This is a genomic window from Sphingomonas sp. FW306-1B-B10E (genome assembly GCF_058782005.1).
In genome coordinates this window covers 39,217-62,992 of record NZ_JBYSXG010000013.1, presented here as the reverse complement: position 1 = coordinate 62,992, position 23,776 = coordinate 39,217, and the positions used below count along the sequence as shown (strand labels likewise).

Genomic DNA, 23,776 nt, shown 5'->3' with positions numbered 1-23,776 from the left:
CGGCCCCCAGCGTAACATCAATGTAACCGGAGACTGTGCTGCATCGCAGCAGCCGTCAATCGCTGCACAAGTGCAAATGTGCGATCTTCTTCAACCGTGATGTTTCTGCAACGTTACGAGATGGCGGGCGCCTCGGGATAGCAATCGACCACGGGGCCGAGCGCGGCCATCAAGGGGTCGAAATGTTCTGCGAACGGCCGCCAGGCGCGGTCGCCGCCGGTGAAGATCGGCTGGCGCACCTGCTCCGAGCTGGCCGTGCGCACCGCGCGCTCGGTCTCGTGGAAGGCAAGGCAGGCGGGCTCGAATGCGACGCCACACGCTTCGAGCAGCTTGCGCACTTCGGTCTCGGTGTCGGCGACCAGCGCCTCGTGGATCACCCGGTGCACCCGCCCCGACTGGACGCGGTCGAGATGCGCCATCAGCCGCACATAGTCGCGATAATAGCGCCCCATGTCGTCGAGCGCGTAACTGAACGCCTGGCCACGCGCGAAATGCTGCTTGAAATTGGAGAAGCAGCAGGCGCGCGGCTCGCGGCGCGCGTCGATGATCGTGGCATGGGGCAGGATCAGCCGGATCAGCACGACATGCGCCCAGTTGTTGGGCAGCTTGTCGACGAACAACGGGCGATCGGTTCGTCGCTGGACCGCGGTGCGGCGCAGATATTCGTCGCCTAGTGCGCGCGCACGTTCGGCGGTGAGTTCGGTAAGGCCGTGCGGATAATCCGGGATTTTCCGAGCAAGTGCGGGAAGGTCGGGGAGCTCGGTAGTACCTTCAATTGCGCTGTGACTGGAGAGGATCTGCTCGACCAGCGTCGATCCAGCACGCGGCATGCCGAGAATGAAGATCGGGTCTCGCGCCTCACTTCCCCAGCCGGCGCGATCGGAGAAGAATTCGGGCGTGGCCAACGCGATGCAGTCTTCGACGAACCGCGCGGTCTCGTCGGCATCGTATACCAATTGGGTTCGGCGGAGCGCATTGCCCGCGGCGTAATGCGCAAAGGCGCGGTCCGGCGCGCGGCGATCCTCGAACGCCTTGCCAAGCGCGAAATCGAGGTGGAAGCGGTCCTCGTCGCTGATCGCCGGATCGGCCTGCGCCGCTTCCATCGCCGCGATGTCCCGATCGTCGAAGCGGACCGTCTTCAGATTGGCGAGGCTCCACCACGCCTCGCCCAGCGACGGCGAAAGCGCGATCGCCTGTCGATAGGCCGCGACGCCGTCCGCCTGGCGCCCGACGGTCTTGAGCATATGGCCGTAGCTCATCCACAATTTGGGCTGCTTGGGCGCCTCAGCAAGCACGCGTTCGTAGAGCGTGATCGCCTCCTCGAACGCGCCCAGCCGGCCGAGCGTGGCGGCCTTGAGATTGGCGTGGCCGGGGTGATCGGGCTCGGCATCGAGCAGTCGGTCGAGTTCCGCCAGCGCCTCGCTCGCGCGGTTCTGGCGATAGAGGACGAGCGCGAGATTGGCCCGCGCCGCGGTGAACCCCGGCGCGATCTCCACCGCGCGGCGGAGCAGGTTCTCGGCGTCCTTGAGCCGCCCGATCCGGCCGGCCAGCTCGGCCAGCATGCGGATCGCCCGCGCATCGAACGGGTCGCGCTTGAGATAAGCCTTGAGCCCGCGCTCTGCCTCGGGAATCCGATTGTCGTGCAGCGCGAGCGCGGCGGCCATCAGATCGGGCGGGAAGCGCGTCGCGAACATCGCAGCTAGATGATCACGCGACCGGCCCGCGATCAAGCACCTCCCCGCTTTTACCGCTGGACGCGCGCCGCGGCCCCGGTGACAATGAACGCGTGAACGATCCCGCTCCCTTGCCGCGACGCGCCCTTGGCTTCTGGCCGGCGCTGGCGCTGGTGGTCGGCAACATGATCGGATCGGGCATCTACCTGCTGCCCGCTACGCTCGCGCCATTGGGCGCCAATGCGCTGATCGGCTGGGGCGTGACGATCCTCGGCGCGATGGCGCTGGCCTTCGTCTTCGCCCGGCTCGCGGCGAAGATTCCCTGCGCGGGCGGGCCCTATGCCTTTGCCGATGCCGCCTTCGGGCCGGCGGTCGGCTTTGCCGTCGCATGGAGCTACTGGATCCTGATCTGGGCGGGCAACGGCGCGGTATCGATCGCCGTGGTCAGCGCGCTGAGCGTCCCGTTCCCGGTGCTGGCGGGCGGGGCGCCGGCCTTTGTCACCGCGCTGGTGCTGATCTGGGGGCTGGTCGCGGTCAACATCCGCGGCGTCGCGCTGGCGGGTCGCATCCAGCTGGTCACCGCGGTGATCAAGCTTGCGCCGCTCGTTGCGGTGATCCTCGTCGTGCTGTGGCTGCTGGCGCGCGACGGCGGCGCGGCGGTCGTCGACAATCCGCCGGTGCCGCTCGGCGCCGAGGCGGTGGCGGGCGCGGTGGCGCTGACCTTCTGGGGGTTCCTCGGCGTCGAATCGGCGACGGTGCCCGCCGACAAGGTGCGCGACGCGGCGCGCACGGTGCCGCTGGTGACTCTGCTCGGCACTGCGCTCACCGGCGCGGTCTATGTCCTCGTCGCCGGCGGAATCACGCTGATGATGCCCGCGGGCGAAGTCGCCGCGTCGCATTCGCCGCTGGCGGCGTTCCTCGGCAGCTGGTGGGGCGGCGGCGCGGCGCAGATCGTGGCGGTGTTCGCGGCGGTCAGCGCGCTCGGCACGCTCAACGGCTTCATCCTGCTGCAAGGCGAGATGCCCTGGGCAATGGCCCGGGGCGGGGTGTTCCCAGCCTGGTTCGGCAAGGAAAGCCGCCACGGCACCCCGGCGCGCGCGCATATCGTCTCTGGCGCGCTGGTCACGATCGTGATGGCGCTCAATTTCACCGGCTCGACCGGCGCGCTGTTCGCCGACATCGCGACGATCAGCCTTGCCGCGGGCATGCTGGCCTATTTCGTCAGCGCGCTGGCGGCGCTCAAGCTGCTGTCGGGCGACCGGGCCGTGACGTTCGCGGCAGTGATCGCGGCGGGGTTCGTACTGTGGATGATCTACGGCCTCGGCCTGCACGCGAACCTGTGGGGGCTCGGGCTGCTCGCCTTGGGGTTACCGGTATTCCTGTGGGTTCGGCTCAGATCGGCAGCCACCGCCTGACCAACGAACGATCGCGCAGGATCTCGTGCGCTGCATTGTGCCCCGGCGCGCCGGTCACCCCGCCGCCGGGATGCGTACCCGATCCGCACATGTAAAGCCCCGCAATCGGCCCGCGATAGTCGCCATGCCCGAGCACCGGGCGCGCCGCCCAGAGCTGGTCGAGCGACATGTGCCCGTGCATGATGTCGCCCCCGATCAGCCCGAACTTGCGCTCGAGGTCGAGCGGACTGTGGATCTGGCGCGCGAGGATCGACGCCCTGAAATTGGGCGCGTGCTTGGTCACGGTATCAACAATGTGGTCCGCCGCCGCCTCGCGCTCGTCGTCCCAGCTTCGCCCGCCGGGCAGCACCGGCGCGAATTGCTGACAGAACAGGCTGGCGATGTGCATCCCCGGCGGGGCGAGGCTGTCGTCCACCGACGTCGGGAGCTTCATCTCCACGATCGGTTCGTCGGACCAGCCTTTGGCCTTCGCGCTGGTAAAGGCCGCGTCCATATAATCGAGCGTCGGCGCGATGATGATCCCGGCAGTGTGATGCTCGGCCTTGTCCTTGCCGGGCAGCACGGTGAAATCGGGAAGCTCCGAAAGCGCGACGTTCATGCGGAAGGTGCCCGACCCCGCCTTGAAATTATCCATGCGCCGGGCAAATTCCGGCGTCATGTCGGCGCGGTCGACGAGCTGGCGGTAGAGCAGTGCCGGCCCTACATTCGCTGCGATGATCTTCGCCGCGATCTCCTCGCCCGATTCCAGTCGCACGCCGGCGACCTTGTTGCCGTCGACCAGCACCCGGGCGACCGGCGCCTCGAGGCTGATCTCGACCCCGGCCTCAACGCACGCTTCGGCCATATATTGCGTGATCGCGCCCATCCCGCCGACGCTGTGCCCCCACATCCCCTTCTTGCCGTTGATCTCGCCGAAGACGTGGTGGAGCAGAACATAGGCGCTCCCCGGGCTATCGACGCTGGCATAGTTGCCGACGACCGCGTCGAAGCCGAACGCTGCCTGGATATAGGGATTCTCGTACCAGCTGCCCAGGAAATCGCGTGCCGACTTGACGAACAGGTCCATCACGTCGCGCTGCGCCTCTATGTCCATGCCCGCCAGCCGCCTGCCCTGCGCCGCCGCGGCGAGCAGCGCGCGGATGCCGCCGCCGGCATTGGGCGGGGTCTTTAGCGCCATGTCGCGCAGCACTTCGGCGACGCGTTCGAGCGCTTCCTCATATTTGGGGAAGGTCTCGGCGTCCTTCCGGCTGAAGCGGGCGAATTCGGCCTGGGTGCGCGCCATACCGCCGCCGAGCTTGAGATAGCCGTTGTCGTGCGGGAAGAAATTGCTGATCGTCCGCTCGAGGATCCGCCAGCCGCGCTCGTGCAGCCGCATGTCCTTGATTACCTTGGGACGGAGCAGGCTGACGGTGTAGCTCGCGGTCGAATTGCGGAACCCCGGATAAAATTCCTCGGTCACCGCCGCGCCGCCGACGACGTGGCGCCGCTCCAGCACGCGGACCTTCAAGCCCGCGCGGGCGAGATAGAAAGCGCAGACCAGGCCGTTATGCCCGCCGCCGATGACCAGTGCGTCGTAGCGCTTCATTTTGTATTTCCCCTCCCCATCCAACCGTTCGTGCTGAGCTTGTCGAAGCACCGTTCTTTTCGTCGCGGGAGAAAGAAGAGCGGCCCTTCGACAAGCTCAGGGCGAACGGTCTGATGTCGTTGCATCAAACGCCGTGCGGCCGCCGCGACCAGCCCGGCGCGGGCGCGTGGTGCAGCCTCGCCTCGGGAACGATCGCGCGAACCTTGGCGGCGAAGCTGCGCAGGCACACCTCGCTCGCGCCGATCGGCCCGGCGGTATAGCTCGACGATGCCATGCCCTGCTGGACGCGCTCGATCAGCCAGGTGTCCTCGGCATTGACGACGCGATTGATCCGCCAATTGGCGTAGCGGACCAGCTTCATCTCGCGGCGATCATCCGGCAGCGCGAAGGTCATTTCGCGCAGCACGCAGGTCGTCGGCGAGGTCGGCAGCCACTGCATGAAGTCGATCTGGTCGGCGTAGATGTCGAACGCCATGTTCGGCCACAGCTTGTAATAGAGCCAAAGCCGCTGGTTGGCCTCGGGCAAGTGATCGACGTGCGGCAGATGGCGCTGGTAGAAGGCCTCCCAGGGATTGGCCGAGACGCGATCGACGAGGTAGCCCGACATCTTGTCGACCCAGCCCCTTGCCTCGATCGCATAGCTCTTGCCGAACAGCCGGGTCAGCCCGTCATGCGCTACGGGGATGTGGAGATTGTCCGAATAATTGTCGCCGACATTCTTCCAATTGACCGCGCGACTGCGAGTTCGGACGTCGCCGATCCGGCGCATCTCCTCGAAGCGATATGGCGCGATCTCCGCATCATAGGGCGCCATCATCTCGGCGACCGAGGGCCCGCCGTCATCCTCGAGCCGGACAAACACGAAGCCGCGCCAGATCGACAGGTCGACTGGGACCAGCCCGTTCGCCTCCATGTCGAGCGCCGGATAATCGCGCCGCATCGGCACGCCCGAAAGGCGGCCGTCGAGTTCGTAGGTCCAGGCGTGATACGGGCAGACCAGCTTGTGCGCGCAGCCGGCATCGCCCTCGACGATCCGCATCGCGCGGTGGCCGCAGACATTGTGAAAGGTCCGGATCACGCCGTCGCGCCCGCGCAGCGCGACGACATTCTCGCCGAGCAAAGAGAGCGTCCGCCAGTCGCCAGCCTCGGCGAGATCGCTCTCGTGGCACAGGATCTGCCAGGACGGCCGCAGGATGCGCGCGGTCTCGACGCTCAGGAATTCGGCGTCGGTGTAAATCCAGCCGGGCAGCGACCAGTCGGCGTCGGGATCGACGTCGGGGCTTGGCGAGAAAGTGGCGAAGGTTGCCAACACCGGGCTCCGCAATTGCTTGTTGAACGATCGTATAGTAAGCCTCGGCAATGCGCAATCCCGCCTTCACCCGTGCCGAGCCCGATGCCCGCCGGCTGTCGCTTATCGAAGCGACCGCGCGGGTGCTGGCGCGTGACGGCGCGGGCGGCGCGTCGGTGCGTGCGATCGCGCAGGAGGCGGGCGTGTCGCAGGGGCTGATCGCGCACCATTTCGGCGGCGTGAATGCGCTGGTCGCCGCGACTTATGCGCATATCGGCGAGCAGGTGTCGGCGGCGCTCGATGCCGCGGTCGCGGCGGCCGGCGCGGACCCGCGCGCGCGCGTCATGGCCTATGTCGCGGCGAGCTTCGCGCCGCCGATCGCCGACCGCATCTTGCTCGCGACCTGGACCGCGTTCTGGGGGCTGGTGATCGCGCAACCCGCGATCGCGGCGCTCCACGACGCGCAATATGGCCGCTACCGCGCCGAGCTCGAAACGCTGCTCGCCACCTGCGGCCTCGCACCCGCCGCGCGCCGCCGCGCAGCGATCGCGATCACCGCCTTGGTCGACGGGCTATGGCTCGAACTCTGCCTGTCCCCCGAAGTGCTCGACGCCGACGAAGCCCGCGCGATCACCGAAGCGCAGATCGCCGCGCTGCTGGGTGCGCTGGCGCATTAGGGCGGAGGCTCATAAAGGCTGCCAGAGCGAAATGCCCAATTGCGGACATCCCATCCCCTCTCCCCTTGTGGGAGAGGGAGGGAGCCGATGAAATCGGCGGAAGGGTGAGGGGGAGTCGTAGCAGGTTACGTCCCCCTCATCCTTCCCACTCGATTTCATCGAGCGGGCCCCTTCCTTCTCCCACAAGGGGAGAAGGAGCAAGGACTGCTTCCTACCGATCTTGAACGTTCAGCCGTCGCGACGATAGCGGTCGTTTATGGATTCACGACCTACTGTCTCGGCCACGCCGAGGCTTGAAATGTAGGACTTCGCCTGCTTGGCTTCCCCTGGGCTAAGGTCCGCCGCTCTTTGACATAAGGAGGGATGCGACATCCCGCGGGGCATGCTGATGGTGTGACCTTAGCGTGACCTTCCAGCTCTTGATGAGGTCCTTAGGCGTCGTGGACGACCGGCAGGCGCACGACGAAGCGCGCGCCGCTCTCGCTTGGCGCGAGCGAGATACCGCCATGTTCGCCGTGCAGCAGCGACACGGCGATCGCGAGCCCGAGCCCGGTCCCGCCCGCGGCACGGCGGGTGGTGAAGAACGGCTCGAAGATGCGCTCGGCGTCGGCAGGCGCGATGCCGCGGCCGTCATCGGCCACCACGACTTCGAGATCGCCGCCCGCCTGCCGCAGCGCGATCGTCACCGCGCGGGCGCCGGCCTGGCGCGCATTCTCGATCAAGGTGGTGAGCACCATTTCGACCGTCGATGCCTGCACCGCGGCCAGCGGCAATCCCGGCGCGTCCCCCACCCGCACACCGAAATCAGCCCCGTCATGCGCATCGGCAACGCGCCGGATCGCCGCCAGCGCGTCGACCGCGACGCCGGGATCGGGCTGCGCCATGTCGGCGCGCGCGAGATCGAGCAGCCGGGTGACCAATTGCGACAGCCGCGCCGCATCGGCCTTGATGTTGCCGAGGAATCGCTCGCGCTCGGCCGGCGTCATCGTCGCGCCGTGATCCTCGAACAATTCGATCGCGCCCGAGATGCCCGCGAGCGGCGTCTTGAACTCGTGGCTCACCGAAGCGGCGAAATCGCGCAAATAGCGCGAGCGGCGGTCGATCGCCGCGGCCATCGCGCGGAAATTCTCGAACAAGGCGCGGATCTCGATCGCCGCGGTGACCGGCGTGTCGGGCACCGCACCCGTGCCCTTGGCGACTCCGCGCGTCGCCTCGCCGAGCGCCTCGATCGGCCGGGCGATGCCGCGCGACAGCAAGGCGGTGAGCAACAGCAGCACCCCGAAGATCAACGCGATGCCGAGCAGGATCTTGCCGCGATCCTCATAGAGCCCGCGGAACAAGGCGCGCGGCGAGCGCGACAGCAGCAATGCGCCGACCACGCGGCCGTTGACGAGGATCGGCCGGACGTGATGGATGCGCAGCGACGAGGCGCGGCTGAGCCATTCGAACGCGTAACGCTGGCTGTAGCGGCCGTTGGTGCGCAGCACCGTGCCCACCCTGCCCTGCAGCGCCGCCGCCACCTCCGGCACTTGTGCATAGGACCCACCTGCCTCGTGACCGATCAGGACGACGCCGTTGCGGTCGATCAACTGGAGCGAGGCGAGCGTCGTCCGCGCGGTGGCGGCGAGGATCGGATGCAGGCGCTGCGCCATCGCGATCGCATCGGCATCGGGGGGCATGCTGCGTGGCACCGCATGCGGGCGTTCGGGAAGGACGCGGGTGGTGCGCAGGTCGATCGTCGACGCCTCGGCGCGATAAGGCCGCGGGTCGCTCGACCCCGGCGGCGTGCCGGGCCAAAGCGCCTGTGCCGCGCCGGCCAGCGCCGCGCCCTGGGCGATCAGTTCGGCCTCGGTCTGGCGGACCAGGGTGTTCTCGTAGACGCGCAGAAACAGCGCCCCCACCCCGGGCAGCGCCGCGGTAAACAACAAGGTGCCGAACAGTATCGTCCGCAGCTTGAGCGCCGGCCAGTGGCGCTTGAGGATCGTCTTGAGCGCAGCGATCACGCCGCCGCGCCCGTGCAGCTCCCGATCCGGTAGCCGACGCCGGCGCGCGTCTCGATCACGTCGGTGGCGCCGACGCCGGCGAACTTGCCGCGCAGGTTGCGGATATGGCTGTCGATCGTGCGGTCGGTCACTGCGAAGCCGGGACCGTGGAGCCGGTCGATGATCGCGTCGCGGCTGAACACCTTGGCCGGCATCACCGCGAGCGTGCGCAGGATCGAGAATTCGGTGACCGTCAGCGCGACCTCTGTCCCCGCCCAGGTCGCGCGCCAGCCGTCGATATCGAGCGCGAGCCGGCCATGCTCGATCCGCCGCCCCTCGTCGGTCTCTGGCGGCCTGGCGCTCGCCCGGCGCAGGATCGCCATTGAGCGCGCCACCACCTCGCGCGGCGAGAAGGGCTTCACGACATAATCGTCCGCGCCGAGCTCGATCCCGAGCACGCGGTCGATCTCGTCGTCGCGCGACGACAGGAACAGGATCGGCAGGTCGCCCGCGGCGCGCAGCCGCCGGCAGGTCTCGAGCCCGTCCATCCGCGGCATGTTGATGTCGAGCACGACCAGGTCGACGCGCTGCCGCTCCGCCAGGTCGAGAACCGCCTCGCCGTCGTCCGCCTCCACCGTGTCGAGACCCGCCTTGGCAAAGGCGAAGGCGAGCAACTGGCGAATGTGCGGATCGTCGTCGGCGATCAGGATGGTGCGCGGCATGGGGCACATGATCATCGCGCAGCCTCGTTCGTCAATGCCGGCTGGGGCAGGACTTGCGCGGCGAGCGGCTCGGTCGGCGCGGGCGCGGGCTCGACTGGTGCGGGCGGCGGGCGCAGTGCCCCGCCGCAATCGCGTCCGGTCGGGCCTTCCGCTGGCGCGGCGCGCAGCTTGTGACCGGCCAGCATTGCCCGCACTTGCTTCAGACGCCGCGCATTGCGCCACGTCCAATTGCCGCCAGATTGTCCATCGATTGTCTGCATCAGCGCGCTGTGACGAACCCAGGCCACGCGCTCGGCGAAGTCGGGCTGCAGGTCATGGCGCAGTTCGAGCGCGACCAGTGATGTGAGCGCCGACGGCCCGAGCTCGTTCAGATAACACAGGTCGAGCGCGGCGCCTTTGCCACCGACCTCGCTGGCGTGGCGGACATTCCATGCCGCGGCGGTCGATCCCAGCCCAACCATCGTGCACCCGGCGAGCACGACGAGCGCCGCGGCGGCGTTGGCATTGATCAACCACGCCGCGCTATGTCCACGCAGTATCCGCCAGACGATCAGCACCAGCCCGAGCGCGACCAGCGCCATCCACAACAAGGCGGCAATGCGCAGCCCGGTGAGGGAGTAGACCTCGATATAATCCACCGTGCGCAGGATGCTCGAGGCTACGAGCAGGACGTTTTGCGCGATCCATAGCACCACCAGCCGCCGGATCGCCGGCACCGCCGCGGTGGCCGAACCGGGCCGCAGCGCGACGAGGACGAACAGCCCCGCGAGCAGCGCCGTGACGATCAGCGGATAGGCGCCGCGATGCGCGTAATCGGCCAGGCTCACGCCCTCGGGCAGCGGCGCCCCGCTCCACAGAAAGGCGAGGTCGAGCCCATTCTGCAGGGCGAACAGCGCATTGAACGTGATCAGCGCGAGCTGCACCGATCCGATCGTGACTCCGGGCAGCGCCAACGGCGTCCCCGGCGACGACACCAATTCCGGGAGGCGGACCCGGCGCGGACGCAGGGTCGCCCAGACTGTCGTCGCGAGCATCCCCCAGAACAGAAAGCGGGCAATCGCCGCAGCGTCGAAACTTGGCATGCCGATGCGGGCGAGCGCATCGCCGATCACCGGGTTGGCGCTGGCGAACAAGGCGAGGAACACGGCGCCGCCGATCAGCGGCAGCGGCAACAGCGGCAGGATCTTCTGCTTCGGCAGGTTGCGGCCGAGCGGACGGCGGAGCCGGATCAGGTCCGCCCAGGGACCGACCGTGCTGGTGAGCCCGTGCAGGATCAGCCGCAGCACCCAGCGGCCGGCATGCTCGAAGCGGGACGTGCGCGGCAGCAGCACCGCCATCGTCAGGCTGGTCCAGAATAGGACCAGCGCAAGCAGCCCGGGCGCGTAAAGCAGCGGCACCGCGAGCAGCAATGCCGCGATGATCGCGATCCAGCTGCGCCGGTCGCGCCATGCCGTCGGGGTGAGCGCAAAGGTCGCGATCGTCCAGGCGAGCGCGGCGATTCCGAGCGTGGACCCGACGCCCTGCCGGACCCAGAATAGTTGATCAGCCAGCACCACCAAGGCGCCCGCGGCGAGCACCTTGGCAATGAAACTCGACGATATTCGCAGCAGCATCGGAAGCTCCCTTTCAGTCGGGGAGCTTCCTGACGCCTCGCTGTGCCGGTCGTGCGGTGGTCGGCGTCAGCCTATGGTGGGGATGCCGTGCAGATCCGGTGCAGACGGTCAGTGGAGCGAGGCACTTGCCTCGCGCCGCAGGATCGGCGCGCGTCCGGCGACGAACGCGAAGACGCACAGCGCCGCATAGCAGGCCGCCGGGACGATCAGCGCGAAGGCGTAACCGTGCTTGTCCGAGACCATCCCGACCAGCAGCGGCAGCAACGCGCCGCCGACGATCGCAGTGCAGAGCAGCCCCGAGGTCGATTCGACGGTCCCGGTCGAGCGCTCGAGCGTCAGCGTGAAGATCACCGGGAACATGATCGAGTTGAACAGTCCGATGGACAGCGCGACGAAGCCCGCGGTCACCCCGCCGATCGCGAAGACATAGAAGCACATCGCCGCGGCGATGGCAGTGAACAAAGCGAGCAGCAGGTGCGCGCGGACCATTGCGAGCAGCGCCGAGCCGATCGCGCGGCCGACCATCGCGCCGAGCCAATAGAGTGCGACGGCCTTGCCGGCCTCCTGGAGCGACACGCCGGGTACACCGTCGCTACCCATGAGGTAGCCGAGCACGGGGACGCTGAACGCCGCGTCCGACTGGCCCCATACCCCGTTGCTGTTGAGCAGGAACGCCATCTGCGTGCCGATCGAGACTTCGGCACCGACATAGAGGAAGATCGCCAGTCCGCCGAACAGCGCCCAGGGCGAACTGAGCGCCGAGAACAGTCCGGCGGTCGACGCGGCCGGCGGTGCGGCATCGGTGACGACGCGGCGGCTGAGCCAGAAGAACAAGGCAAGCGCGGCGATCAGCCCGCAGATCCACAGATAGGCCGAATCGATCCCGGCGAGCGCGTTGGCGCGCACCGCCTCGGTGATCACTTCGCCCTTCTTGACCTCTACGCCCTTGAGGAAGAGGTGCGCGCCGAGCAGCGGGCCGAGAAAGGTACCGAAGGAATTGAAGGTCTGACTGAGCGTCAGGCGAAGATGGCTGCGGCGCGGATCGCCCAATGCCGCCGCGAGCGGATTTGCGGCGACCTGGAGGATGGTGATCCCGCTGGCGAGAATGAACAGCCCGAGCAGCACCAGAGTGAACACCGCAAGGTTGGCCGCGGCAAGCATCACCAGGCAGCCGGCGATCATCAGCCCCAGCGCGATGAGGATGGTCGGGATCGACTTGGCGCGTGACAGCAAGGCGGCTGCGGGGAACGACATCACGCCGTAAGCGATGAAGAAGGCGAACGCCGCCGCCTGCGCCTGCAGGTTGGTGAGCGTGAAGATGCCCTTCACCGATGCGACCAGCGGATCGATCAGCGAGGTGATGAACCCCCAGGCGAAGAACAATGTCGTCACCGCGGCGAATGCCAGCGTGGTTCGAGAGCTCGTACGCGCCAAGGCCTTATCCTTCCTGATGTCGCGAGCGCCGTGCCGCGCCCGCATTTCTTATGTTTGGTTGGCTAATTTGCACGGCTTTGCCGGCTTGGCCAGCAGCGTCGTCGCTCACGCGACGTGCACCGCGGCGGCGGCCAGCGCGATCGAGCCGAGCGGCCCCGCCATGTCGCCCAGTGCTGGCTTGGTGACGTAATGCCCGCCCTCGGGCATCTGCATATAGCCGTTGAGGCTGTCGAGCAGGCGTTGCTCGATCCGCGCGAGCAGATGCGGCTGCGCGGTGAGCACGCCGCCGCCGATCGCGATGCGGCGCGGGGCAGCGCCGCAGACCAACGCATGCGCCATCGCGGCGATATAGCCGACGATCGGCTCCCACACCGGATCGTCCTCGGCCAGCTCGGCGACGGTCCGGCCCGCGAGGCGCGACACCAATGCCGAGCCCGAGGCCAGCCCCTCGACGCAGTCGTCGTGATAGCCGCAAACGCTGGGGTGATCGTCCGAAACGAGCCTCGGCACGCGCATGTGCCCCCATTCGCCATGTGCGAAGCCGCGGGTGGGCTTGCCGTGGACGACCAGCCCGACGCCGACGCCGGTGCCTATCGTCACATAAGCGAAGTCGTCCATTCCCTTGCCGCAGCCCCAGGCGATCTCGGCCAGCGCCGCGCCATTGACGTCGGTATCGAAGCCGACCGGCACGTTGAACGGCGCCGATAGCACGCCGCGGACATCGGTGCCCGGCCAGCGCGGCTTGTTGGTCGCGAGGATCTGGCCGTAGCGCGGCGAGCGCGTGTCGAGCTCGATCGGCCCAAACGAGGCGATGCCGAGCGCGGCGAAGCCGTGCTCCGCGTGCCATTCGTGCAGGATCGCGAGCAACGCCGGCAGCGTATCCGCCGGGCTGGTGGTCGGCACGGTGCGCTGATCGAGCACGCGATCGGGCCCGAACGCCAGCGTGCACACGCATTTGGTGCCGCCCAGTTCGACGCCCGCATAGGGTCGTTCGCCCGTCACAGCGCCGTCCGAAACGCTCACTTCACCGGACGACGGCAAACCGTTCGACATTCCCCCTCCATTCGCGGCTATTGTCCGCCTGAGAATCCTTGGGCATGTACAGGCCCAGAGCCGGCATTAATAATGCAAATTACATAATTCAACGGCCGAGGAGAGGATTGCGATGAGAGCAACCGAGGGCAAGCCGAATCCATCTGCGGTGATCGCCGCAAGCCTTGCGGGGCTTTTGTTCGGATTCGATACCGCGGTGATCGCCGGGGTGACCGAGGCGCTGCGCGGGACCTTCGACCTGTCGGCGGCGCAATTGGGTGCGGCGGTATCCGCCGCGCTGATCGGGACGTTGGTCGGCGCGCTCGGCGCGGGCCGGCCCGGCGATCGTTATGGCAGCCGCAACATCCTGTTGTGGATCGCGGTCGCGTACATCGTGTCGGCGCTCGGCTCGGCACTCAGCAGCGGGCTGGCGATGCTCGTCGCCTTCCGTTTCCTCGGCGGGCTCGCGATCGGCGGATCGTCGGTCCTGGCGCCGGTCTATATCGCGGAGGTCAGCCCAGCCGATCGCCGCGGCATGCTGGTCGGCTTCTTCCAGTTGAGCATCGTGCTCGGGATTCTCGGCGCCTATGTCAGCAATTTCCTGATCGGGTCGGCGACCGAGGGTGACTTTGCCTGGCGGCTCAAGCTCGGCGTTGCGGCGGTCCCCGCCCTGCTCTTCCTCGCCTTGATGCTGCGCGTGCCGCAGAGCCCGCGCTGGCTGTTCCACCGCGGCCGCACCGACGAGGCGAGAGCGGCGATCGAGACGCTGGCGATGGGCGAGCCCGACACGTTGTTCGACCAGTTCTCCCAAGGCGCCACCGCCACCGGCGACGCCCGGCTCAGCTGGCGCCGGCACCACCGTCCGATCCTGCTCGCAGTCGCGCTGGCGATGTTCAACCAGCTCTCGGGGATCAACGCGATCCTCTATTATCTTGGCGACATCTTCGCCGCCGCGGGCTTCGACAAACTGTCTTCGGACCTCCAGGCAGTGGCGATCGGCGTCGCCAATCTCTTCGCGACGATGCTCGGCATGGCGATCATCGATCGCGTCGGCCGCAAGCCGCTGCTGCTCATCGGCGCGATCGGTACCGCAGTCGCGCTGGCGGCGGTGGCGGCGATCTACTCGACCGGTCAGGGACAGCACTTGCTGCTGCCGGCGTTGATCGGCTTCATCCTGTTCTTCGCGATCTCGCAGGGCGCGGTGATCTGGGTCTATCTGTCGGAGATTTTCCCCACGGCGGTCCGCGCACGCGGACAGGCGCTCGGCAGCGCGACGCATTGGGGGATGAACGCGCTGATCGCCTTTGGCTTTCCAATAGTGGCACAATATACCCAGGCCGCGCCGTTCTGGCTGTTCGCTGGCGCAATGCTGGTGCAGGCTGTAGTGATCTGGCGCTATTTCCCCGAAACCCGCGGCGTGACGCTGGAGACGATGGAAAGGACGGTCGAGGGTCGAGGATGACAGGCATGCAAATGACGGTACGGACTGCTGGTAGTGTACCCCTTCCGGCAGCGCCGGCCGACGCGGCAACACCCTCCATCCACTGCGCGACCGCGCACGCATGACGGCGGCGCCCCGCGAACGCCCGCGTCTTTCGGGTACCAATCTCGAGCGTGCCGCCGACCATAACCAGCGCGTGACGCTGCACGGCATCCGCGTGCTCGGACCGCTGACCCGCGTCGAACTCGCCGGCCTCACCGGGCTGACCGGGCCGGCGATCGCCAACATCACCAAGCGCCTGCTCCAGGACGGGCTGATCGAGGAAGCGGGGCAGCGCCGCGGCGGGCGCGGCCAGCCGCCGACCAAGCTCGTCGTGCGCGCCGACGCCTGCTATTCGATCGGCATCAACGTCGACCGCGACCATATCACGATCGTGCTCGTCGACTTCTCGGGACAGACGCTGATCCGCGTCTCCGAGGAGGTCAATTTCGCGCTCCCCGATCACGTCCGCGGGCTCTACCGCCGCTCGATCAAGAACATGCTGCGCAAGGCCAAGGTCGACGTCGCCAAGGTCGTCGGAATCGGCGTCGCGGTCCCCGACGATCTCGGGCTGGTCGACCTGCCGGGCCGCCCCGCCGATTATGCGACCTGGGACAGCGTCGACATCGCCGACCTGTTCAGCGAACCGCTGCGGCTGCCGGTGTTCGTCGAGAACGACGCCGCCGCCGCAGCGATGGGCGAGATGCAATTGGGCCTCGGCCAGAAGAACAACAGCTTCTTTTATGTGCTGATCTCATCGGGGCTCGGCGGGGGACTGGTCGTCGACGGCTCCTATCTGCGCGGCGCCGACGGGCGCAGCGGCGAGCTCGGCTTCATGCGCGCCGCCAACGGCGCGGCGCCGGGCGAGCAGGTCCAGCAGACGGTGTCGCTGTCGGGGCTCGCGCGGCACCTCGAGCAGAATGGCTGCCATCTCGCCGACGTGATGGGCGACGCCGATCCGGGCGACGCGACCAAGGCCTGCGTCGCGGCGTGGATCGAGGATGCGGCACAGCGGCTGACGGTGCCGCTCGATGCGATCAACTGCCTGATCAACCCCGCCGCAGTGCTGGTTGGCGGCCGGCTGCCGACTGCGATCCTGGAGCGGCTGGCGGAGCGTGCCAACGAATTAATGCGCAGTCACGCCGGGACGCTCCCGACGCTGGCGCCGGTCATCCGCGCGGCGCTGTCCGAAGACGCGCCCGCGGTCGGCGCGGCGATCCTGCCATTCAGCCACTTCCTTCTCCCCAAGCAGGCGGCGCTGTGGAAAGCTAGCGCTTGATCAGACTCCCTCTCCCATCGGGAGAGGGAGGGAGCCGATGAAATCGGCGGAAGGGTGAGGGTGAGCGGGATGCACTCGCTGTCACCCACCCTTCCCTCTCCCGATGGGAGAGGGAGATTTATTACCCCGCCGCTCGCCCGAACGAAGGCGGCCGATCCGCCTTGGCGGTGCCGAAGCGCGAGGGCTTGCGGCCCATGACGAACTTCAGCTCGCCGCCCTTCGCCAATTCGGCGTGGCTTATCCAGTTCTTCGTCCAAGGCTTGCCGTTCCAGCGCAGCGACTGGACATAAGGCGCATCGGGCGCGTTGCCGCGGGCGACGACGCGTAGCGTCCGCCCATGCCCTAGCTGCACCTCGCTGCGATCGAACAAAGGCGAGCCGAACACGTACACGCCGCTCACCGGATCGACCGGATAAAAGCCCAATGCGCTCAGCACGAACCATGCGCTCATCTGGCCGCAATCGTCGTTGCCGATCTCGCCGTCGGGGTCGGCCTTGTACATCTCGGTGCACAGTCGGCGGATCATCGCCTGGGTCTTCGCCGGGGCGCCGGCAAAGGCGTAGAGATAGGCGGCATGGTGGTTGGGCTCGTTGCCATGCGCATATTGCCCGACCAGCCCCGAAATGTCCGGCGGCGCATTCTCGGGCAAGGTCGACGGCGCGTTGAACAGTGCGTCGAGCTGCGCCTCGAACGCCGCGTCGCCGCCGAAATGCGCGATCAGGCCGTGGACGTCGTGCTGGTTGAGGAAGGTCGCCTGCCAGCCATTCGCCTCGGTATAATCGCGATGCTTCTTGGGTTCGTGGCCGATCTGGATCGGATCATAGTCCGCCCACCATTTGCCGTCGGAGAAACGCGGCCGCGCGAAGCGGACCGACGGATCGAGCACGTTGCGGTAGTTGCGGCTGCGCTGGCGCAGCGTCTCGGCATCGTCCTTCGCCCCCGCCGCATCGGCGAGCACCGCCATCGCCCAATCGTCATAGGCATATTCCTGGGTGCGGCTGACCGATTCCCAGATCTTGTCGGCGGGGATATAGCCGAGGTCGTAATAATAACCGCGGCCGAGCGAGCCGTCGCTGTCCTTGAAAGTGCGATCGAAGGCGCGGCGGCGGATATTGGGCCAGGCGGCGGCATAATCGGCCTTGATGCCCTTGGCGCAGGCCTCGGCCATCACCGACACCGAGTGCCAGCCGATCATGCAGCCGGTCTCGACGCCCTGGAGCTGCCAGACCGGCGGGCCGTACGGGCTCTGCTGGGTCTGGCGGACGAGATCGCGGGTGAACATCGCCGCGCGCTCGGGCTGGACCAAAGTGAGCAGCGGATGCAGCGCGCGATAAGTGTCCCATAGCGAATAGGTGCTGAAGGCGGGCGTGTCGGCGGGTGCCTGGTGGACCTGGCGGTCCATCCCGACATAGCGCCCATCGCGATCGGTGAACAAGGTCGGCGCGAGGAAGCAATGGTAGAGCGCGCTCGCCATGATCGTGCGCTGGTCCGGCGTGCCACCCTCGACGCGGACGCGGCTGAGTTCGTTCGCCCAGGCGCGGCGCGCGGCCTTGGCGGTGCCGTCAAAGTCCCAACCGGGCGCTTCGGCCGCGAGCGCGGCCTTCGCCCCGGCGACATCGATCGCCGAAATGCCGGTCTTCACCAGGATCGGCGCGCCGCCGGCTTCGTCGAAGAACAATGCCGCCTTGAGCTTGTTGCCGGTAACGCCCTTGGCGCCGGCGGGCTTATTCTCATCGCCGAAGAATTCGACGCGGCTGGGCTTGCGCGAAAGCTGCAGCGCGAAGTGAATCTGGCGGCCCTTGGCCCAGCGGTGCACGCGACGGCTGCCGGTGAGCACGCCGTCCGCGTCGATCGCCAGCGAAGCCTGGTCGATGATCGTGCCCTTGTCCCACACGTCGAGGATCATGTGGGCGAAGTCGATCAGGATGTGCCCGGCGCCCTTCGGGAAGTGATAGCGGTGGAGCCCGGTCCGCTCGGTGACGGTCAGCTCGGCGAGCACCCCGGATTCGAGCTTGACGCGGTAATAGCCGGGCTCGGCATGTTCCTCCGAGAAACGCTGGCGATAGCCCTTGTCGGGGTCGTCGAGCTTCCCCGGATCGAGCTCGAGCGGCCCCCGCGTCGGCACCACCAGCACGTCGAGCATGTCGCCGATGCCGGTGCCCGACAGATGGGTGTGCGAGAAGCCCATGATCGAGGTGTCGGTGCGGTGATAGCCCGAGCAGGCGTCCCAGCGGCTGTTGTCGGTATCGGGGCTCAGCTGGACCATGCCGAACGGCAGCGACGCGCCCGGGAAGGTGTGGCCGTGGCCGCCCGTGCCGATGAACAGGTCGGGACTGGTCGCGGCGACCCGCAGCTTTGTCTGCGCGACGCCAGGCGCGGCAGTGGTCAGCGCGGCGAGACCTGCGCCTGCGAGGAGTTGGCGACGATTGGCGGTGATCATTTCGAATTCCTCGAACCTTCGTGTTCCTCCCCGGAACGGGGGGGACCATGCGCAGCATGGTGGAGGGGGCGTGCCGCAAGCGGATCGCGCGCGGAGAGGCCCCCCCCCCCCCCCCCACCACGCCCTTCGGGCGCGGTCCCCCTCCCCGTTCCGGGGAGGATCGCCGCACCGTGCCGTCAGAGTTTCTGCCCTAGCAGCGCGGGCGCGCGCTTCTCGACGTCGAGGATCAGGTCGCCGAACAGTCCGTTCGCCCAGGCGAACCAGCTGCGCGTGAACTTGGCCGGATCGTCCTTGTGGAAGCTCTCGTGCATGAAGCCCGTGCCGCCATGCGTCGCCTTGAGCTTGCTGACGCACTCACGCAGCACCGCCGGATCATCGGTGAGGATGCCGCGGGTGATGATCGACATCGGCCAGATCATGTCCATGCCGACATGCGGCCCGCCGATCCCCTCGGCCGCGCTGCCGGCGAAGAAATAGGGGTTGCGCGGGCTCCAGGCGAGCGCGGCGGTGCGCCGGTAGAGCGGATCGTTGCGCTCGGCGGCGCCGAGCAGGGGCAGGCCCGACAGGCTGGGCACGTTGGCGTCGTCCATGAAGATCGCATTGCCATAGCCGTCGACTTCGAACGCCCAGACCTCGCCGCCTTTGCCGTCGGGCATCTTGCCATAGGTGTCGAGGGCCTGGCGAACCTCGGCGGCGAGCGCCTCGGCATCCGCCGCGGCGGCGGTATCGCCGCGCGCCTCGCGCAGCACGGTCGCGAGCATGCGCAGCGCCGAGACTGCGAACAGGTTCGACGGGATCAAGAAGGGATAAACGCACGCATCGTCGGAAGGGCGGAAACCTGAATGGATCAGCCCGACCTTCTTGGTCGGCGCGCCATAGCCGCCGAACATCAGGGTCTCGGTCGGCGAGGTGTCGAGGCGCTGGAAGCGATAGCCGCCGGGGCCGTTCTTGCGCTGCTGGTCGCGCAGGGTCGCCACGGCGAGCGCCATGCCCTTGGCCCAGAGATCGTCGAACGGCGCCTTGTCGCGCGTGTGCGTCCAATAAGCGTGGGCGAGGCGCATCGGATAGCAGAGCGAGTCGATCTCGTACTTCCGCTCGGCGACGCCGGGGCGCATCTCGGTCCGGTCGTTGATCGCCGGCAGATTCGACTTCGCCGCCGGATCGCGGGTGAAGGCATTGGCATAGGGATCGATCAGAATGCAGCGCGCCTGGCGCTGCATCGCGCCGTGGAACAGCCGGCGAAGGTCGGCGTCCTTCGGCGTTAGGTGGACATAGGTCTGGAGCTGCGCCGAGCTGTCGCGCAGCCACATCGCGTCGATGTCGCCGGTGATCACGAAGGTGTCGGGTTTACCGTCGACTTCGCCGACCGTAACCGTCGTGTCGAGGGTGTTCGGATAGCAATTCTCGAACAGCCAGGCGAGCTCGGGATCGGCGATCTTCTTCTTCACCCGCGCGATCTCGGCCTCGACTGCCTTGCTGGTGAAGCGGCGCTCCGCCCTGGGCGGGCGCTTCGAGACGAAGCCCTCCGCCGCCAGCGCGCGTATCGGCAGCGCGGTTGCGGCAGCGAGCGCGCCGGTGCCAGCGATCAGTTCACGACGGTTCATTTACGCTCTCCAGGTACACTCATCGAGAAGGGCGCGTCCGCCTTGGCGGCGCCCCATTGCTGGTTCGGGGTCGGCCCCATCACGAAGCGCAGGGTGCCGCCGGCCTGCAGCGCCTGGCGAGTCAGCCAGGTCTTGTCGTGGCGCTGGCCATTGAAGGTGACCGACTGGATGTAGACGTTCTTGGCGCTGTTGTTGACGCCCTCGATCGTCAGCACCTTGCCGGTCGGCATCGTCACCCGGACCTTCTCGAACAATGGGCTGCCGATCGCATATTGGCCGACGGTCGGGGTGACCGGATAGAAGCCCAATGCCGAGAACACGTACCAGGCCGAAGTCTGGCCATTGTCTTCGTCGCCCGGATAGCCGTCCGGTGTCGCCGAATAGAGCTTGGTCATCACGTCGCGGACGTGCTTCTGCGCCTTCCACGGCTGGCCGGCCCAGTCATAGAGGTAGATCATGTGCTGGATCGGCTGGTTGCCATGGGCGTACTGGCCCATGTTGACCACCTGCATCTCGCGGGTCTCGTGGATCACCGAGCCGTAATAGCTGTTCTCGAACAAGGGCGGCAGCGTGAAGATCGAGTCCAGCCGGTCGGTGAATTTCTTGTCGCCGCCCATCAGGTCGATCAGCCCCTGGACGTCCTGCATCACCGACCAGCTGTAATGCATCGAATTGCCTTCGGTGAAGGCATCGCCCCAGGCATAGGGATTGAACGGCGCCATCCAGCTGCCGTCCTTGTTGCGTCCGCGCATCCAGCCCGATTCCGGATCGTAGAGCTTGCGGTAGTTCTGCGCGTGCGCGGCGTATTTCTGCGCGTCCTCGGTCTTGCCCAATGCCGCGGCAAGCCGCGAGAGCGAGAAATCGGCGGTGGCATATTCGAGCGTGCGCGCGGCGCTCTCGTTGATGCCGACATTGTACGGGACGTAGCCGAGCTGGTTGTAATATTCGACGCCTTCGCGCCCGACCGCGCCGACGACGTCGCCGCGCTTGTCGCGCGGGCGCCCCTCCGAAGTCGTCGCGTTCTTGACCATCGCCTCGTACAAGGTCTCGACGTCGAAGCCGCGGACGCCGTTGAGATAGGCGTCGGCGATGAGGTTGGCCGAGTTCGAGCCGATCATGACGTCGCGATGGCCGGGGCTCGCCCATTCGGGCAGCCAGCCCGATTCCTTATAGGTGTTGACCAGCCCCTGCATGATCTGGCTGTCGAGCTCGGGATAGACGAGCGCGAACCACGGGAACACCGCGCGCCACGTGTCCCAGAAGCCGTTGTCGGTAAACAGCGGGCCATCATGGAGCTTACCGTCATAGGGGCTGTAATGGACGGTCTTCCCCGCGGCATCGACCTCGTGGAACATGCGCGGGAATTGCAGCATGCGGTACAGCGCGGAATAGAAGACCCGGCGATTGTCGATATTGGGGTCGCTGACCTGGATTCGCTCGAACTCGCGCTCCCACGCCGCCTTGGCCTTGGCCTCGGTCGCGTCATAGCTGTCGCGGCCGATCTCCCGCGCGAGGTTGCGCTCGGCCTGATCGAGGCTGATGAACGACGAGGCAACCTTGACCGCGACCTGCTCGCCGTCGCGCGTCTTGAAGCTGACCACCGCGCCGGCGCGGCCGTCCTCGCGGGTCAGCGCCGCGCTGAGCTGGCCGTTGCTGTCCCAGGTGCGGGTGGTGTCGAAATCCTTGTCGAACTCGGCGACGAAGTAATTCTTGAAATTGTCGGGCACGCCGCCGTGATTGTTGCGGACATAGCCGGTGATCCGGCGCCGCGCCGGATCGATCTTGACCATCGCACCGCCATTCTGGCCGTCGAGAATGATGTGCGCGTCGTCGCTCTTGGGGAAAGTGAAGCGGAACTGCGCGGCGCGGTTGGTCGGCGCGACCTCGGCAGTCACGTCATAATCGGCGAGATAGACCTTGTACTTGTACGGCCGCGCTTCCTCGGCCTTGTGGCTGAACCAGCTCGCGCGGTCCTCCTGCCCGATCTTGAGCGCGCCGGTCTCGGCGAACAGCGCGAAGACGGCATAGTCGTTCATCCACGGGCTGGGCTGGTGGGTCTGCTTGATGCCGTTGATCTTCTCGGCGTCGTAGGTGTAGCCCCAGCCGTCGCCCATCTTGCCGGTGACCGGGGTCCAGAAGTTCATCCCCCACGGCACCGCGACCGCGGGATAGGTGTTGCCGTAGGATAGCCCGTGGCTGGAATCGGTGCCCATCAAGGGATTGGCGAGGTCGACCAGCGCTTCCCTCTGCGCGGTCTGGGCCTGGACGGCGATGCCGGGCAGGCAGAGGCCGGTGGTCGCGAGAAGCGCGACTGCGCCGCGCAGCGATCGAGCAAAACTCTTCAAGGCAACTCTCCCCCTTAGCTGTTCCCCGGCGAAGGCCGGGGTCCAGTTGCAATGCCATCGAGATGGCAGCCATTCAGATCATACGACGCCGAGACTGGGCCCCCGCCTTCGCCGGGGAACAAGCAGGCTCCAGTCGAAACGAAGCGCTTCATCGCGCGCGCCCCAGCGGATGCGGCGCGACGCCTTCGTTGGTCATCACCACCGGCCGAATCGTGCCGTCGGCGTTGAACACCATCCGGTCGAGCGCGAGCTGACGGCGCTCGCCGCGGTCTTCGCTGAGCGGGCGGCGGTGATAGGCGATCACCCATTCGTCGGTGCCGGGAACGTTGACCACCGAATGGTGCCCTGCCCCGCGCGCGATCTTGAAATCCTGCTGGAGGATTTTGCCCATCGGCTTGAACGGGCCGTTAGGGCTCGGCCCCATCGCATAGGCGACGCTGTAATCGGGGCCGGTCCAGCCGCCCTCGGACCACATTAGATAATAGACGCCCTTGCGCTCGATCACGAACGAGCCCTCGACATAGCCGGGGGGCGTGATCTCCTTGAACAGCGAGCCGTCCGCATGCGGGACGATCGACTTGAGGTCCTTGCTCAGCTTGACGACGTTGCAATGCTGCCAGCCGCCGTAGAAGAGATAGACCTGCCCATCCTTGTCGCGGAAGGCGAAGGGATCGATCGGCTGCGCGCCGTTGTGGAACTGGCCGATCAGCGGCTTGCCGATCGCGTCCTTGAACGGCCCGCCGGGCGTATCGCTCACGGCGAGTCCGATGCCGCCCAATTCGCCATCCTTCTGGATGTCGTTGGCGCTGAAGAACATGTAATATTTACCGTTCGCCGCGATCACCGAGGGCGCCCAGATCGCGAAGGCCGCCCAGGCGGCATCCTTCACGTCGAAGACATGTTCATGCTTGGTCCAATGGACCAGGTCGGGTGACGAGAAGGCATTGAAGAAGGTCTGGATGCCGTAGGACGGGCGGACCATCTTCTGCTTGCGCAATTCGGTCTGCGCAGGCGTGAAGCCCGGCGAGACATCGGGCACTGCGCCGTGATCCGAATAGGTCGGATAGATCCAGTAACGGTCGCCGAAGGCGTGGATCTCGGGATCGGCATACCAGCCCGGCACGACCGGATTGGGCGCCGGCGCCGAACCGGCGAGGAGCAGAGCCGCCGCGGTGGCGAGGCCGGTGAGTATCTTGCGCTTCATGCC

General features: G+C 67.2%; 16 protein-coding genes. 4 read left to right on the top strand and 12 right to left on the bottom strand.

Translation table 11 applies throughout. The features are described from left to right. Positions 1–113: 113 nt before the first annotated feature. Positions 114–1,694, bottom strand: coding sequence for a sulfotransferase family protein (locus AC3WJI_RS07405; RefSeq protein ID WP_492756615.1), 1,581 nt, complete (start codon positions 1,692–1,694; stop codon positions 114–116). 92 nt (positions 1,695–1,786) lie between these two features. Between AC3WJI_RS07405 and AC3WJI_RS07400 the strand changes: the two genes are divergently transcribed. After that, on the top strand, positions 1,787–3,088 hold the full coding sequence (locus AC3WJI_RS07400) for an amino acid permease (RefSeq protein ID WP_492756614.1): 1,302 nt from the start codon (positions 1,787–1,789) through the stop codon (positions 3,086–3,088). Here the strand turns inward: AC3WJI_RS07400 and AC3WJI_RS07395 are convergent. Next, positions 3,066–4,673: a phytoene desaturase family protein gene (locus AC3WJI_RS07395; protein WP_492756613.1), complete on the bottom strand. Its 1,608-nt coding sequence runs from the start codon at positions 4,671–4,673 to the stop codon at positions 3,066–3,068. The two genes, AC3WJI_RS07400 and AC3WJI_RS07395, sit on opposite strands and share 23 nt — an antisense overlap. A 124-nt stretch (positions 4,674–4,797) precedes the next feature. Continuing rightward, complete coding sequence (locus AC3WJI_RS07390; RefSeq protein ID WP_492756612.1) at positions 4,798–5,982, bottom strand: aromatic ring-hydroxylating oxygenase subunit alpha; 1,185 nt, start codon at positions 5,980–5,982, stop codon at positions 4,798–4,800. A 50-nt stretch (positions 5,983–6,032) separates the two neighbouring features. Between AC3WJI_RS07390 and AC3WJI_RS07385 the strand changes: the two genes are divergently transcribed. Then, positions 6,033–6,638 carry a TetR family transcriptional regulator C-terminal domain-containing protein gene (locus AC3WJI_RS07385; protein ID WP_492756611.1) on the top strand — a complete coding sequence of 202 codons (606 nt, stop codon included), beginning with the start codon at positions 6,033–6,035 and terminating at the stop codon, positions 6,636–6,638. Positions 6,639–7,069: 431 nt separating this feature from the next. Here the strand turns inward: AC3WJI_RS07385 and AC3WJI_RS07380 are convergent, their stop codons facing one another. The 5 genes from AC3WJI_RS07380 to AC3WJI_RS07360 all read right to left on the bottom strand — a co-directional run bounded on the left by AC3WJI_RS07380 (position 7,070) and on the right by AC3WJI_RS07360 (position 13,442). Then, on the bottom strand, positions 7,070–8,641 hold the full coding sequence (locus AC3WJI_RS07380) for a sensor histidine kinase (protein ID WP_492756610.1): 1,572 nt from the start codon (positions 8,639–8,641) through the stop codon (positions 7,070–7,072). Next, the gene (locus AC3WJI_RS07375) at positions 8,638–9,342 is read right to left on the bottom strand and encodes a response regulator transcription factor (RefSeq protein ID WP_492756609.1); all 705 of its coding nucleotides are present in this window, start codon (positions 9,340–9,342) and stop codon (positions 8,638–8,640) included. The genes AC3WJI_RS07380 and AC3WJI_RS07375 overlap by 4 nt, the downstream gene beginning before the upstream one ends. Positions 9,343–9,353: 11 nt before the next feature. Next, the gene (locus AC3WJI_RS07370; protein ID WP_492756608.1) at positions 9,354–10,955 is read right to left on the bottom strand and encodes a DUF4153 domain-containing protein; all 1,602 of its coding nucleotides are present in this window, start codon (positions 10,953–10,955) and stop codon (positions 9,354–9,356) included. 108 nt (positions 10,956–11,063) lie between these two features. Beyond that, complete coding sequence (locus AC3WJI_RS07365; protein ID WP_492756607.1) at positions 11,064–12,389, bottom strand: MFS transporter; 1,326 nt, start codon at positions 12,387–12,389, stop codon at positions 11,064–11,066. A gap of 105 nt (positions 12,390–12,494) precedes the next feature. Further along, positions 12,495–13,442 (bottom strand): ROK family protein, encoded by a 948-nt coding sequence (locus tag AC3WJI_RS07360; RefSeq protein WP_492756606.1) that lies wholly within the window; start codon positions 13,440–13,442, stop codon positions 12,495–12,497. Positions 13,443–13,554: 112 nt separating this feature from the next. On the opposite strand from AC3WJI_RS07360, the gene AC3WJI_RS07355 reads away from it, so the two are divergent. Then, entirely contained in the window at positions 13,555–14,883 is a 1,329-nt protein-coding gene (locus tag AC3WJI_RS07355; RefSeq protein ID WP_492756605.1) for a sugar porter family MFS transporter, read from the top strand. Between the two features lie 100 nt (positions 14,884–14,983). Beyond that, a complete protein-coding gene (locus AC3WJI_RS07350) occupies positions 14,984–16,180 on the top strand; it encodes an ROK family protein (RefSeq protein ID WP_492756604.1) in 1,197 nt (398 codons plus the stop codon). Between the two features lie 121 nt (positions 16,181–16,301). Here the strand turns inward: AC3WJI_RS07350 and AC3WJI_RS07345 are convergent, their stop codons facing one another. The 4 genes from AC3WJI_RS07345 to AC3WJI_RS07330 form a co-directional block, all read right to left on the bottom strand. Next, positions 16,302–18,620, bottom strand: a complete 2,319-nt coding sequence (locus AC3WJI_RS07345; RefSeq protein ID WP_492756603.1) for a GH92 family glycosyl hydrolase — start codon at positions 18,618–18,620, stop codon at positions 16,302–16,304. 176 nt (positions 18,621–18,796) lie between these two features. Then, positions 18,797–20,224 (bottom strand): glycoside hydrolase family 125 protein, encoded by a 1,428-nt coding sequence (locus AC3WJI_RS07340; protein WP_492756602.1) that lies wholly within the window; start codon positions 20,222–20,224, stop codon positions 18,797–18,799. Next, complete coding sequence (locus AC3WJI_RS07335; protein WP_492756634.1) at positions 20,221–22,506, bottom strand: GH92 family glycosyl hydrolase; 2,286 nt, start codon at positions 22,504–22,506, stop codon at positions 20,221–20,223. The genes AC3WJI_RS07340 and AC3WJI_RS07335 overlap by 4 nt, the downstream gene beginning before the upstream one ends. Positions 22,507–22,717: 211 nt before the next feature. Beyond that, positions 22,718–23,773: a glycoside hydrolase family 43 protein gene (locus AC3WJI_RS07330; protein ID WP_492756601.1), complete on the bottom strand. Its 1,056-nt coding sequence runs from the start codon at positions 23,771–23,773 to the stop codon at positions 22,718–22,720. Positions 23,774–23,776: the final 3 nt, after the last annotated feature.

Bases quoted from the DNA above. Each gene is read 5' to 3' on its own strand.
- AC3WJI_RS07405 (WP_492756615.1), bottom strand. From the start codon at position 1,694: ATGTTCGCGACGCGCTTCCCGCCCGATCTGATGGCCGCCGCGCTCGCG.
- AC3WJI_RS07395 (WP_492756613.1), bottom strand. From the start codon at position 4,673: ATGAAGCGCTACGACGCACTGGTCATCGGCGGCGGGCATAACGGCCTG.
- AC3WJI_RS07385 (WP_492756611.1), top strand. From the start codon at position 6,033: ATGCGCAATCCCGCCTTCACCCGTGCCGAGCCCGATGCCCGCCGGCTG.
- AC3WJI_RS07375 (WP_492756609.1), bottom strand. From the start codon at position 9,342: ATGCCGCGCACCATCCTGATCGCCGACGACGATCCGCACATTCGCCAG.
- AC3WJI_RS07370 (WP_492756608.1), bottom strand. From the start codon at position 10,955: ATGCTGCTGCGAATATCGTCGAGTTTCATTGCCAAGGTGCTCGCCGCG.
- AC3WJI_RS07360 (WP_492756606.1), bottom strand. From the start codon at position 13,442: ATGTCGAACGGTTTGCCGTCGTCCGGTGAAGTGAGCGTTTCGGACGGC.
- AC3WJI_RS07355 (WP_492756605.1), top strand. From the start codon at position 13,555: ATGAGAGCAACCGAGGGCAAGCCGAATCCATCTGCGGTGATCGCCGCA.
- AC3WJI_RS07350 (WP_492756604.1), top strand. From the start codon at position 14,984: ATGACGGCGGCGCCCCGCGAACGCCCGCGTCTTTCGGGTACCAATCTC.
- AC3WJI_RS07345 (WP_492756603.1), bottom strand. From the start codon at position 18,620: ATGATCACCGCCAATCGTCGCCAACTCCTCGCAGGCGCAGGTCTCGCC.
- AC3WJI_RS07340 (WP_492756602.1), bottom strand. From the start codon at position 20,224: ATGAACCGTCGTGAACTGATCGCTGGCACCGGCGCGCTCGCTGCCGCA.
- AC3WJI_RS07330 (WP_492756601.1), bottom strand. From the start codon at position 23,773: ATGAAGCGCAAGATACTCACCGGCCTCGCCACCGCGGCGGCTCTGCTC.